The sequence below is a fragment of the Arthrobacter sp. B0490 genome (assembly GCF_002929355.1).
Lineage (GTDB): Bacteria > Actinomycetota > Actinomycetes > Actinomycetales > Micrococcaceae > Arthrobacter_D.
Genome location: NZ_PJIR01000006.1, coordinates 130952 through 143396 on the forward strand (window position 1 = coordinate 130952; position 12445 = coordinate 143396).

Genomic DNA, 12445 nt, shown 5'->3' on the forward strand with positions numbered 1-12445 from the left:
CGGTACCCGCACCCGTCCATCCTCCCCCGGGCCGGTCCGCAGCACGCGGTCCGGTAGGATGGTGGGTCGAAGGGGAGTAGCTCCGCGTCCCGAGGACGTGCGGCCTGTCGACATACTGGCACCGATGGTGCCCGGCAATCCACCGGTCCAGCCGGCGAGCGAGACCTTCGGCCGAACCGACGTTCCTGCGTCCACCGGCCGGAGCCCCGCTTCGGTCCGGGATGCGCAGGCGCACCCGACCTCCCGGAGCACTCGTGACACCCCCCGAACAATCCCCCACCCGCGACGACATCAGGCGCTGGCGCCAGTACCTGGCCGACGAACGGGTGGAAGCCGCCACCTACCGCGACCTCGCCCGGCGGCGCACCGGGGAGGAGCGGGAGATCCTCCTCGGCCTCGCCGACGCCGAGGGGCGCCACGAGGCCCACTGGCTCGCCCTCCTCGGTGACGATGTCGGGCGCCCCCAGCGCCCCTCCTTCCGCAACCGGCTCCTGGGCCTGCTCGCGCGCCGCTTCGGGTCCGTCTTCATCCTGGCCCTCGCACAGCGCGCGGAGGGCCGCTCCCCCTACGGGACGGATCCCTCCGCCACGAGCGCCATGGTGGCCGACGAGCAGATCCACGAGGAGGTGGTGCGCGGCCTCGCCACGCGCGGCCGCAACCGCCTCTCCGGCAACTTCCGGGCAGCCGTCTTCGGGGCGAACGACGGCCTCGTCAGCAACCTGGCGCTCGTCATGGGCATCGGCGCCACGGGCGTCTCCACCTCGTTCATCCTCTTCAGCGGCCTGGCCGGGCTGCTCGCGGGTGCCCTGTCGATGGGTGCCGGCGAGTACGTCTCGGTCCGCTCCCAGCGCGAACTGCTGTCGGCGACGCGCCCCACGCAGATCACCCTCACGGCCGCGAAGGAGCTGGACATCGATTCCAACGAGCTCGTGCTCGTCTACCGGGCGCGCGGCATGACGCCCGCGGCGGCCGAGCACCGGGCGGCGGAGCGTCTCGGCCTGTACAGCTGCGACTGCGACCCGAGTTTCTCCCTGCAGCCCGAGCAGGACGAGGACGTCGACGAGCACGAGGCGGTCGGGACCGGCCTCGGTGCCGCCGCCTCGAGCTTCTGCTTCTTCGCCTCCGGCGCCGTCATCCCCGTCCTGCCGTACCTGCTGGGCCTCAGCGGCGCGACGGCCGTCGTCCTCGCCTGCGTGCTCGTGGGGCTGGCCCTGCTGGCGACCGGAGCCGTCGTCGCCCTGCTCTCCGGCGCATCACCGCTGCGCCTCGCGCTGCGGCAGCTTGCGATCGGACTGGGCGCGGCGGGGGTGACCTACCTGCTCGGCCTGCTCTTCGGCACGTCGGTGGCCTGACCGGGAGTCCTCCGGACCTGCGCACGACCGGCCGGGTCCGCCCTGCGCGAACGCTCCCCCGCTGCCGCTGCGGCGGTGCTGCAATATTCCGTATGGACGAGCAGGAGGCTCTCGATGCGTACTCGGCGGCGGTCGTGCACATCGCCGAGTCCACCCTCCCGTCGGTGGCGGCGGTCTCGGTGCGTACCGCCCGCGGCGCGGGTGCGGGCAGCGCGTCGGTCATCTCGACGGAGGGGCACCTGCTGACGAGCGCGCACGTGGTCGCCGGCGCGCAGCGCACCGAGGTGGCGTTCGACGACGGGACCGTCCTGCCCGCGCGCGTCGTCGGCAGCGATCCGCTGTCGGACCTCGCCGTCCTCCGGGCTGACGGCAGGACACCGCCGCCGGTGCCGTGGGGGGATGCGACCAAACTCCGGGTCGGACAGCTCGTGGTCGCCCTCGGCAATCCGCTCGGCATGGCCGGCAGCGTCACCGCGGGGATCGTGTCGGCACTCGGCCGCTCACTGCCCACGTTGTCCGGCCGCGTCGTGGACGAGGTCATCCAGACCGACGCGCTCCTGAACCCGGGCAACAGCGGCGGCGTGCTCGCCGACAGTGCGGGACGCATGGTGGGCGTCAACACCGCCGTCGCCGGTATCGGACTCGGACTGGCCGTGCCGATCAATCCGACCACCCGCGAGATCATCGACGCACTCATGACCAGGGGCCGTGTCCGACGCGCGTGGCTGGGCGTGGTCGGAGCCGAGATCACCCTCGTCCCCGAGCTCGCGGCCCGCGTCGGATCGCGGACCGGGATGCAGGTGGCGGCCGTCGTCGCAGGCAGTCCCGCCGCCGGCGCCGGGACACGTGCCGGTGACGTCGTCCTCTCCCTCGACCGCTCGCCCGTCCGCAGCGCGACGGGGATCCAGCGGCTGATGGTCGAGGCGGCGATCGGACGCCGGATGGAGATGACGGTGTGGCGCAACGGCGCCCTGGTGGACATCGTCGTGGAGCCCGAGGAACTGCGCGTCCCCTGACGGCCCACCCGCGCGGCCGATGGCGCGCTCCCGGTCCGCCCGGACCTCCTATGCGGCGTCCCGCTCCCGCAGGACGTAGTCCTCGAGCTTGCCGAGCGTCGCCTCGATGCTCCCGGGGTGCTTGCGGGTGAAGCCCGTCAGCCGGAACACGACCCTCCAGGGCACGGCACGGCCGTCCCATTCCTCCCGGACCAGGGTCACGTCGCCGCGGGGCTCGAGGGTGTAGCGCCAGACGTGGGCCGAGAAGTGGCGCCAGGCGATGCGGCGTCCCTCCTCGAACTCCACCACGCGGTTGAGGATCCTGTAGGGCGCACCCAGCTTCATGTCCATGCCGAACCGCGCGTCCAGCGACAGGCGCGCCGGCCCGTTGGGCTGCTCCCCGCGCACCGTGCCCGACCCGTCGATCACGCTGTGGAGGGCGGGTGTGGCGAGGACCTCGAAGATGCGTGCGGCCGGCGCGTGGATGAGCCGCTCGCGGGAGATGAGGTAGGGGTCGGTGCCGGGAGTCGTCATCCCCCCATTCTGCCGGTCCGCCGGACCGGCGACGGGCCCCTCTCCGGTGGGGCCCGTCGTCCGGCGCCGATCAGGGCCTGAGCAGCACCTTGATGGCGCGGCGCTCGTCCATGGCCTTGTACGCCTCCGCGGCGTCCTCGAGGGGCATCTCGACGTCGAACACCCGTCCGGGGTCGATCGTGCCGTCGAGGACGTCCTTCAGCAGTTCGGGGATGTAGGTGTGGGCGGGTGCCATGCCGCCGCCGACGGTGATGTTCTTCGCGAACAGGACCCCGATGGGCAGTTCGGGCCCGCCCGCGGGGACGCCGACGAAGCCGAGGTGGCCGCCGGGACGCGTGCTGCGCAGGGCCTGGTCCATCGATTCCTTGGTGCCCACGCATTCGAGCACGGAGTCGGCGAGTACTCCCCCGAGCAGTTCGCGGACCTTCGCCACACCCTCGTCGCCGCGCTCGGCCACGATGTCGGTGGCCCCGAACTCGCGGGCGAGGGCCTGGCGGTCCTCGTGGCGGGACATCGCGATGATGCGCTCCGCGCCGAGGCGCTTGGCGGCCAGGACACCGCACAGGCCCACTGCGCCGTCGCCCACGACGACGACGGTGCTGCCCGGGCCCACGTTCGCCGACACGGCGGCGTGGTGGCCCGTGGACATGACGTCGGAGAGGGTCAGCAGGCTCGCCGTGAGGGCGGCGTCGGGCCCGGAGACGCCCTCGACCTTGCGCAGCGTGCCGTCCGCCTGCGGCACGCGCACGGCTTCGCCCTGGGCGCCCTGCACGAAGTCGCCGTGCTCGTCGGTGCTGCCCCAGCCCACGAGGTGGTCGCACGCGACGGTGACGCCGTCGAGGCATGGGGGGCACGCGCCGCAGCTGCCGACGAAGGGCGCGATCACGAAGTCGCCGACCGCGAGGTCCGCCACGTCGTCGCCGACCGACTCCACGACACCGACGAACTCGTGGCCGATCGCCTTGGGCTCCTTGGTGGGCCGGACGCCCCGGTAGGGCCAGAGGTCCGAGCCGCAGACGCACGAGGCCGTGACCCTCACGACCGCGTCGGTGGAGCGGAGGATGGTCGGGTAGTCGCGGTCCTCGACGCGGATATCGCCCGGTCCGTGGATGATGGTGGCGCGCATGTGATCTCCTAGAAAGGTTGCCTGACGCAATTGGTGGTCCCCTGTCGCCACCTTACAAGCAGCGCGGCCGGGGCCCTACCGCTGCGCGGTCCCGGTGGCGGACGTGAACTCGTGCTCCAGTTCCTCGAGGGTGCGTCCCCGGGTCTCCGGGATGCAGCGGCACGCGAAGGCGATGGCCCCGACACCGAGGACCACGAAGACGAAGAACGTGGTCGAGATGCCGGGCCCCCGGGACGCGGGGCCGTCGCCGCCGTCCCGGCTCTCCCGGGAAACGGGACAGCCTCCCCCGCGCGGACGCGGAGGAGGCTGTCGGAGCAGTGCTGTCAGAGCGTGGCGTAGACCTCGCGGAGCAGCGTCGCGGTCTCGGACGGCGTCTTGCCGACCTTGACGCCCGCGGCCTCGAGGGCCTCCTTCTTGGCCTGCGCGGTGCCCGCGGAGCCGGAGACGATGGCGCCGGCGTGGCCCATGGTCTTGCCCTCGGGAGCCGTGAAGCCCGCCACGTAGCCGACGACCGGCTTGGTGACGTTCGCCTTGATGAACTCGGCGGCGCGCTCTTCGGCGTCCCCGCCGATCTCACCGATCATGACGATGGCCTTGGTCTCGGGGTCCGCTTCGAAGGCCGCGAGGGCGTCGATGTGCGTGGTCCCGATGACCGGGTCGCCGCCGATGCCGATGGCCGTGGAGAAGCCGAGGTCGCGGAGTTCGAACATCATCTGGTAGGTCAGGGTGCCGGACTTCGAGACGAGGCCCACACCGCCCTTGCTCGTGATGTTCGCCGGGGTGATGCCCACGAGGGACTCGCCCGGCGTGATGATGCCGGGGCAGTTCGGGCCGATGATGCGGGTGACCTGCCGGCCGTCGGCGTCGACCTTCGACTGGGCGAGGGCCCAGAACGCGGCGGAGTCCTGCACGGGGACGCCCTCGGTGATCACGACGATGAGGCCGATGCCGGCCTCGATGGCCTCCACGACGGCGTCCTTGGTGAAGGCCGGCGGGACGAAGACGATCGACACGTCGGCGCCGGTCTCCTTGATGGCTTCCTCGACGGTGCCGTAGACGGGCAGCGTGACGTCGCCGTGGGTGACCGAGGTACCGGCCTTGCGGGCGTTGACGCCGCCGACGACCTGCGTGCCGGCCTTCAGCATGAGGGCGGTGTGCTTGGTGCCCTCACCGCCCGTGATGCCCTGGACGATGACCCTGGAGTCCTTGTTGAGGTAGATAGACATGGGGAACCCTTACTTTCCGTAGGCCAGCGCGGCGGCCTTGTCGGCGCCTTCGTCCATGGTGTCGGCGAGGGTGACCAGCGGGTGGTTCGCCTCGGCGAGGATGCGGCGGCCCTCTTCGACGTTGTTGCCGTCGAGGCGCACGACGAGGGGCTTGTTGGCCTCGTCGCCGAGGATCTCGAGGGCCTTGACGATGCCGTTGGCGACGGCGTCGCAGGCGGTGATGCCGCCGAAGACGTTCACGAAGACGCTCTTGACCTGGCTGTCGCCGAGGATGACGTCGAGACCGGCTGCCATGACCTCGGCGGACGCTCCGCCTCCGATGTCGAGGAAGTTGGCGGGCTTCACGTTGCCGTGGGCCTCGCCGGCGTAGGCGACGACGTCCAGGGTGGACATGACCAGCCCCGCGCCGTTGCCGATGATGCCGACCTCGCCGTCGAGCTTGACGTAGTTGAGGTCGTGCTCCTTGGCCTTGGCCTCGAGGGGATCGGCCGAATCCTTGTCCTCGAGCGCGGCGTGCTCGGCGTGGCGGAACTCCGCGTTCTCGTCGATGGTGACCTTGCCGTCCAGGGCGATGATGTCGCCACTGCCGGTCTTGACGAGCGGGTTGACCTCGACGAGCGTGGCGTCCTCCTTCACGAAGACGTCCCACAGTCTGAGGATGGTGGCGACGACGCCGTCACGGAGTTCGGGGGCGAAGCCCGCGGCGTCGACGATCTCCTCGGCCTTGGCCTGGTCGATCCCGGTTCCCGGGTCCACGGCGATGCGTGCCAGGGCCTCGGGGCGCTCGACGGCGAGCTGCTCGATCTCCATGCCGCCCTCCACCGAGCACATGGCCAGGTAGTTGCGGTTGGACCGGTCGAGCAGGACGGAGAAGTAGTACTCCTCGGCGATGTCGGCGCCCTGCGCGATCATCACCTTGTGGACCGTGTGTCCCTTGATGTCCATGCCGAGGATGTCCGACGCGTAGGAGTAGGCCTCGTCGGGGGTCTTGGCCACCTTGACGCCGCCGGCCTTGCCGCGGCCGCCGACCTTGACCTGGGCCTTGACCACGACGACGCCACCGATCTTCTCGGCTGCTGCCTTAGCTTCTTCCGGGGTGTGCGCCACGATGCCGGCAAGCACGGGAACCCCGTGCGCCTCGAAAAGATCGCGCGCCTGATATTCAAACAGGTCCACTTAGCTAAAGTCCTTCTACGTCGAAGTAGGTTTACAAGAGGGAACTTTAGCCCCTCGGGCCTGAGGCCTTCCCCAGACTACCGCTTTAGTGAGTAAGGCCACAGTTCTATCCTGTGTAGAAATATCGGCCCTGTTCGTTGGGGGTTTTCACCCGGATTCCGCGACCGCCTCGCGGGATCAGGCCACCTTGGTGAGCGGCGCGTAGCGCAGCAGCAGCCGCTTCTCCCCGATGTCGAACCGGACCTTGGCGACGGTCTTGTCGCCGGCACCCTCGACGGACAGGACCGTGCCGTTGCCGAAGCTCGCATGGTTGACCTTGTCCCCTGCCGCGACGGAGACCACCTCCTTCTGGGGCTGCACGCGCCCCACGGCCTTCGACGGCGCCGTGCCGCTGCCGTTGAAGCCCCCGCCGCTGGCGCCCCAGTAGGACCCGCTGAACCGCGGACCGCTGATGCTGCCGCCCGTGGTCCACGCGGGTTTCGCCGCACCCTCGCGCTTCCAGAGGATGAGGTCCTCGGGGATCTCGCTGACGAACTGGCTCGCCGGGTTGTACTGGCTCTGGCCCCACATGCTGCGCACCTCGGAGCGGGTGACGTAGAGGCGCTGCCGGGCACGCGTCAGGCCGACGTACGCCAGCCGCCGCTCCTCGGCGAGTTCCTTGGGATCGGTGGCGGACCGCTGGTGCGGGAAGATCCCCTGTTCCATGCCGGTCAGGAACACCACGGGGAATTCGAGGCCCTTGGCGGTGTGCAGGGTCATGAGCGTCACGACGCCCTGGCGGCGCGCCTCCTCGACCGCCCGCTGGACGTCCGCGGCCGAGCCGTCGGGGGCGTCGGGGATCTGGTCGGCGTCCGCCACGAGGGACACCTGTTCCAGGAAGTCGCCCAGCGTGCCCTCGGGATTGTCCCGCTCGAACTCACGCACGACGGCGACGAGCTCCGCGAGGTTCTCGACGCGGGACTCGTCCTGCGGGTCGTTGCTCGTCCGCAGCTGCTCGAGGTACCCGGTCTGCTCCAGCACGGCCTCGAGGGCGGCGGACGCTCCGGAGCCGCTCGCGACCTCCGCGAGGTCGTCGATGAGCTTGACGAACCCGGCCACCGCGTTGACGGAGCGCGTCGCCATACCGGGCGCCTGGTCGGCGCGACGGAGGGCCTCCATGAAGCTGACGCGCTCGCGCTCGCTGAGCGCGGCGATCGCGTACTCGGCGCGGTCGCCGATGCCGCGCTTGGGTTCGTTGAGGACCCGGCGCAGGTTGACGACGTCGTCGGAGTTCACGAGGACCCGCAGGTACGCCAGGGCGTCCTTGATCTCCTTGCGCTCGTAGAACCGGGTGCCGCCGACCACCTTGTAGGGCAGGCCCACCCGCAGCAGGATCTCCTCGATGGACCGCGACTGGGCGTTCGTGCGGTAGAAGATCGCGACGTCGCCGGGACGGAGGCCGTCCTCGTCCTGCAGGCGGTCGATCTCCTCGGCGATGAAGCGGGCTTCCTCGTGCTCGTTCTCGCCGACGTAGCCCACGATCTTCTCGCCGCTGCCCTCGGCGGTCCACAGGCGCTTCTCCGGGCGGTTCGGGTTGCGGGAGATCACGGCGTTGGCCGCACTGAGGATGTTCTGGGTGGAGCGGTAGTTCTGCTCGAGCAGGATGGTGCGGGCGCTCGGATAGTCGTTCTCGAACTCGACGATGTTGCGCACGTCCGCGCCGCGGAACGCGTAGATGGACTGGTCCGAGTCGCCCACGACGGTCAGTTCCGCCGGGTCCTCGGAGGACTCCCCCGGCACCCCGACGATCTCCCGGACGAGCGCGTACTGCGCATGGTTGGTGTCCTGGTACTCGTCGACGAGCACGTGCCGGAAGCGCCGCCGGTAGTAGTCAGCCACACCGGGGAAGGCCCGGAACATGAAGACCGTCTGCGCGATCAGGTCGTCGAAGTCCATGGCGTTGGCCTGGCGCATGCGCTGGGCGTAGCCCGTGTAGACCTCGGCGACGGCCATCTCGAAGGGGTCGGACGGATCGGCGGCGGAGGCGAAGGACTCCTCGTCGATCAGCTCGTTCTTGAGCGCCGAGATCTTGTGCTGGATGGCCTTGGGGGCGAACTTCTTCGGGTCGAGGTCCAGGCCCTTGGCGACGAGCGTGACGAGGCGCAGCGTGTCCGCGGAGTCGTAGATCGAGAAGTTCGAGTTGAGGCCCACCGAGGCGGCCTCGCGCCGGAGGATCCTCACGCACGAGGAGTGGAACGTGGAGATCCACATGCGCTTCGCGACGTCGCCGATGAGGGCCTCGATACGCTCGCGCATCTCGGCGGCTGCCTTGTTGGTGAACGTGATGGCGAGGATCTGGCCCGGGTGGGAACGGCCGGTGGCGAGCAGGTACGCGATCCGGTGGCTCAGCACGCGGGTCTTGCCGGACCCGGCCCCGGCGACGATCAGCAGCGGCGACCCGCCGTGCTTCACGGCTTCCTCCTGCTGCGGGTTCAGTCCCACCAGGAGTTCCTGCGCACGGTGCGCGTCGACGCCCACGCGCGACGGCACGTGCTCGGTGGCGGGGTCCGCGGACCCGTCGGCCGTCGCCATCGCCGCCTCGCGTGCACGCTTCTTCTCGGCGGGCGTGGGCGGGGAGACGTAGGGATCGAAGAGCATGTCCATGGTGCATCAAGTCTAGGCCGTGCCCCCGACACTCCCCTCCGCCGGGCGGGGCCCGCCCCTCGGCCTCGGCCATACTGGAGGAGTGGCAAAGACAAGGGCCCAGATCGCACGCAAGCACGCGACGCCCGCACCGCAGTCCCCTCCCGCGCAGGGCAGGCAGGGCAACGGGTCGCTCGTGGTCATCGCCGCGGCCGTCGCGGCCCTGTTCCTCTTCTGGTACTTCCACCTGCTCACGCTCGGCCAGATGACGCAGCTGTCCGGCGGCCTCACCATGCCCGACATGATGGTCGGCGGGTACGACGTCGACTACGTCCGGCGCCTGTACGAGGAGATGGACGACGACGCCCGCGGCCAGCTGAGCTACCTGCACCGCACGGCGGGCACGCTCTTCCCCCTCATCTTCGCGTTCGCGTGGCTCCTGCTGATCCAGCTCAATGCGGGACGTCGCCGGCTGCGCTGGGCCCTGTGGTCCCCGGTCCTCCTGTTCGTCGTGGTCGACCTGTGGGAGAACATCGCGATCGACTCCGTGCTGGCCCAGGCGACCGCCGACCCGGGGGCCGTGGCCCTCGCCGCGACGCTGACCGTCCTGCGCTGGGTACTGCTCGCCCTGAGCCTCGGAGCCGGTGCGCTGGCCGTCTTCCTGCCCCCGCGCCTCCGGGCGTCGGCCGGGCAGGAAACCGCGGCGGTGAGCAGGTAAGCTGGGACCGCCGGATCGGTGGACCACCCGATCCCGGCCTCTGTAGCTCAGTAGGATAGAGCGTCCCTCTCCTAAAGGGAAGGTCGTCGGTTCGATTCCGGCCAGGGGCACACGGCAGCATCACGAAGGGAGGGAGGACGGGCATCCGTCCTCCCTCCCTTCCGCCTGCGGGGTCGCTCGGACACCAGGGCGACGATCCGATGGATCCGCGGACCGTCCGGGTGTCGCGCGACGGGAGGGACCGCATGGCCGACGTCCCGACGATCACCGTCACGGCCCTGTGCCTGGTCGACGACCGCGGGCGCCTCCTGCTCGTCCGGAAGCGCGGGACGAGCCTGTTCATGCAGCCCGGCGGCAAGCCGGAACCGGGCGAGACCCCCGCGGAGACCGGGACGCGGGAGCTGTCCGAGGAACTGGGCCTGGCCGTGCGGCCCGCGGACCTCACGCTCCTCGGCACATGGCGCGGACCGGCGGCCAACGAGGCGGACACGCTCCTCGTCGCCACCGTCTTCCTCTGCCCCCTGACGGCGGAACCGCTGCCGGCCGCGGAGATCGAGGAGCTCGCGTGGCTCGACCTCGGCGGCGCCGCGGGACGCCGGGACCTCGCCCCGCTGCTGACCGACTACGTGGTCCCCCTCCTGCTCGGGTCGAGGAACGCCTAGACGCCGCTGAGGGCTTCGGGCTCCTCGTCCACCGCTACGTTCTTCTGCACCGCGAACTGCGTGCGGTGCAGTTCCTCGTACCGGCCGCCGAGGGCCAGCAGCTGGTCGTGCGAGCCGCGCTCAACGATCGAGCCGTCCTCGACCACGAGGATCATGTCGGCGCTGCGGATGGTCGACAGCCGGTGCGCGATCACCATCGCCGTCCGGCCCGCGAGCGCTTCGCTCAGTGCCGCCTGCACTGCCGCCTCCGACGTCGAGTCCAGTGCGGCCGTCGCCTCGTCGAGGATGACGACGCGCGGGTGGGCGAGCAGGAGCCGGGCGATGGTCATGCGCTGGCGCTCACCGCCGGAGAGCCGGTAGCCGCGCTCACCGACCATGGTGTCGAGCTGGTCGGGCAGCGACCGGACGAGCGGCTCGAGCCGCGCGCGCCGGACGGCGTCCCACACCTCGTCCTCGGTGGCCTCCGGCCGGGCGAGCCGGAGGTTGGCGAGGATCGTCTCGTGGAACAGGTGGCCGTCCTGGGTCACCATGCCGAGCGTCTCGCGCATCGACGCGAAGGTCACGTCCCGCACGTCGGCTCCCGCCAGGCGGACCGCCCCGCTGTCGACGTCGTACAGGCGGGCGAGGAGCTGGGCGATGGTCGACTTCCCGGCGCCCGAGGTGCCCACGAGGGCGACGGTCTGCCCGGCCTCGATCCTGAAGGACACACCGTGGAGCACCTCCTCGCCGCCCCGCGTGTCCAGCGTGGAGACCTCCTCGAGGGAGGCGAGCGAGACCTTGTCGGCGGACGGGTACGCGAACCGGACGTCGTCGAACTCCACCGAGACGGGGCCCGCGGGCACGCGTCCGGCGTCCGGCTTCTCCTGGATGAGGGGCTGCAGGTCGAGCACCTCGAAGACGCGCTCGAAGCTGACGATCGCGCTCATGATCTCCACGCGCGCGTTCGCGAGGCTCGTGAGCGGTGCGTAGAGCCGCGTGAGCAGGAGGGCGAGTGTCACGACCTCGCCGGTGTCGAGCTGTCCCCGGAGCGCCAGGAAGCCGCCGAGTCCGTAGACGAGGGCCAGCGCCAGCGCGGAGACGAGCATGAGGGCCGTGAAGAACACGAACTGCAGCATCGCCGTCCGCACCCCGATGTCCCGCACGCGTGCCGCGCGGACCCGGAACTCCTCGGACTCCTCGTCGGGCCTGCCGAAGAGCTTCACCAGGGTGGCGCCGGGAGCGGAGAAGCGCTCGGTCATCTGCGTGCTCATGGCCGAGTTGTGGTCCGCGGCCTCGCGGCGGAGCGCGGCGAGGCGGCTGCCCATGCGGCGGGCGGGCACGAGGAAGACGGGCAGCATGACGACGGCGAGCACCGTGACGAGCCACGACGTGCTCAGCATGACCGCGAGCGTGAGGATCAGCGCCACGAGGTTGGTGACCACGCCGGAGAGCGTGCCGCTGAAGGCCTGCTGCGCGCCGATGACGTCGTTGTTCAGCCGGCTCACCAGGGCGCCCGTGCGGGTGCGGGTGAAGAAGGCGATCGGCATCTTCTGGACGTGGTTGAAGACGGCCGTGCGGAGGTCCAGGATCACGCCCTCGCCGATGCGTGCCGAGTACCAGCGCGTCACGAGGGACACTGCCGCGTCGGCGACGGCCACGAGCGCGATGACGACGGCGAGCCGGACGACGGTGCCCGTTTCGCCGTCGGCGACGATCACGTCCACCACCTGGCCGGCGAGGACCGGCGTCGCGACGGCGAGAAACGCGCCGACCACGGACAGGAGGATGAACAGCACGAGCTTCGACCGGTAGGGGACGGCGAACGTGAGGATCCGGCGCAGCGACTCCCGGGAGAACCCGTGCTTCGTGTCCTTCGCCGTCGAGATCCTGTACAGCGAGCTCCAGGCCGCGCCTTCCATGCTCATTGCGATTCCTTCCATGGATGCCAGTGCCGGCTGGGGACGGCCGGTGTCTGGACCCCCGGCGCAACACTTCGGAACAATAAGTGCATGCTCCGGTGTTCACCTCAGTAGTGTTCGACTCCGGTCCCGACCG

General features: G+C 70.6%; 10 protein-coding genes and 1 tRNA gene. 5 read left to right on the forward strand and 6 right to left on the reverse strand.

Annotation, left to right across the window (positions count from 1 at the left end; all coding sequences use genetic code 11):
* Positions 1-254: 254 nt before the first annotated feature.
* Together CXQ97_RS11415 and CXQ97_RS11420 are read left to right on the forward strand one after the other, a co-directional pair.
* Entirely contained in the window at positions 255-1352 is a 1098-nt protein-coding gene (locus CXQ97_RS11415) for a VIT1/CCC1 family protein (RefSeq protein ID WP_258062506.1), read from the forward strand.
* A gap of 92 nt (positions 1353-1444) precedes the next feature.
* Complete coding sequence (locus tag CXQ97_RS11420; RefSeq protein WP_181035052.1) at positions 1445-2368, forward strand: S1C family serine protease; 924 nt, start codon at positions 1445-1447, stop codon at positions 2366-2368.
* 48 nt (positions 2369-2416) lie between these two features.
* Here CXQ97_RS11420 and CXQ97_RS11425 read toward each other — a convergent pair whose 3' ends face one another.
* From CXQ97_RS11425 to pcrA, 5 genes are all read right to left on the reverse strand, one after another.
* Positions 2417-2881, reverse strand: coding sequence for an SRPBCC family protein (locus tag CXQ97_RS11425; RefSeq protein ID WP_104180989.1), 465 nt, complete (start codon positions 2879-2881; stop codon positions 2417-2419).
* A 70-nt stretch (positions 2882-2951) separates the two neighbouring features.
* Positions 2952-4007: a zinc-dependent alcohol dehydrogenase family protein gene (locus CXQ97_RS11430; protein WP_104180990.1), complete on the reverse strand. Its 1056-nt coding sequence runs from the start codon at positions 4005-4007 to the stop codon at positions 2952-2954.
* Positions 4008-4330: 323 nt separating this feature from the next.
* Positions 4331-5233 carry a succinate--CoA ligase subunit alpha gene (gene sucD, locus CXQ97_RS11435; RefSeq protein ID WP_104180991.1) on the reverse strand — a complete coding sequence of 301 codons (903 nt, stop codon included), beginning with the start codon at positions 5231-5233 and terminating at the stop codon, positions 4331-4333.
* A 9-nt stretch (positions 5234-5242) separates the two neighbouring features.
* The gene (gene sucC / locus CXQ97_RS11440) at positions 5243-6409 is read right to left on the reverse strand and encodes an ADP-forming succinate--CoA ligase subunit beta (protein ID WP_104180992.1); all 1167 of its coding nucleotides are present in this window, start codon (positions 6407-6409) and stop codon (positions 5243-5245) included.
* A 177-nt stretch (positions 6410-6586) separates the two neighbouring features.
* Complete coding sequence (gene pcrA, locus CXQ97_RS11445; protein ID WP_104180993.1) at positions 6587-9052, reverse strand: DNA helicase PcrA; 2466 nt, start codon at positions 9050-9052, stop codon at positions 6587-6589.
* An 82-nt stretch (positions 9053-9134) separates the two neighbouring features.
* On the opposite strand from pcrA, the gene CXQ97_RS11450 reads away from it, so the two are divergent.
* From CXQ97_RS11450 to CXQ97_RS11460, 3 genes are all read left to right on the forward strand, one after another.
* Positions 9135-9749, forward strand: a complete 615-nt coding sequence (locus CXQ97_RS11450; RefSeq protein WP_104180994.1) for a hypothetical protein — start codon at positions 9135-9137, stop codon at positions 9747-9749.
* 36 nt (positions 9750-9785) lie between these two features.
* Positions 9786-9859 (forward strand) — tRNA-Arg (locus tag CXQ97_RS11455).
* Positions 9860-9949: 90 nt separating this feature from the next.
* The gene (locus CXQ97_RS11460; RefSeq protein WP_258062507.1) at positions 9950-10411 is read left to right on the forward strand and encodes an NUDIX domain-containing protein; all 462 of its coding nucleotides are present in this window, start codon (positions 9950-9952) and stop codon (positions 10409-10411) included.
* Here the strand turns inward: CXQ97_RS11460 and CXQ97_RS11465 are convergent.
* Complete coding sequence (locus CXQ97_RS11465; RefSeq protein ID WP_104180995.1) at positions 10408-12315, reverse strand: ABC transporter ATP-binding protein; 1908 nt, start codon at positions 12313-12315, stop codon at positions 10408-10410. The genes CXQ97_RS11460 and CXQ97_RS11465 overlap by 4 nt on opposite strands.
* Positions 12316-12445: the final 130 nt, after the last annotated feature.

Coding starts and splice junctions, on each gene's coding strand:
- CXQ97_RS11465 (WP_104180995.1), bottom strand. CDS start 12,315: ATGAGCATGGAAGGCGCGGCCTGGAGCTCGCTGTACAGGATCTCGACG.
- pcrA (WP_104180993.1), bottom strand. CDS start 9,052: ATGGACATGCTCTTCGATCCCTACGTCTCCCCGCCCACGCCCGCCGAG.
- sucD (WP_104180991.1), bottom strand. CDS start 5,233: ATGTCTATCTACCTCAACAAGGACTCCAGGGTCATCGTCCAGGGCATC.
- CXQ97_RS11425 (WP_104180989.1), bottom strand. CDS start 2,881: ATGACGACTCCCGGCACCGACCCCTACCTCATCTCCCGCGAGCGGCTC.
- CXQ97_RS11420 (WP_181035052.1), top strand. CDS start 1,445: ATGGACGAGCAGGAGGCTCTCGATGCGTACTCGGCGGCGGTCGTGCAC.
- CXQ97_RS11460 (WP_258062507.1), top strand. CDS start 9,950: ATGGATCCGCGGACCGTCCGGGTGTCGCGCGACGGGAGGGACCGCATG.
- CXQ97_RS11430 (WP_104180990.1), bottom strand. CDS start 4,007: ATGCGCGCCACCATCATCCACGGACCGGGCGATATCCGCGTCGAGGAC.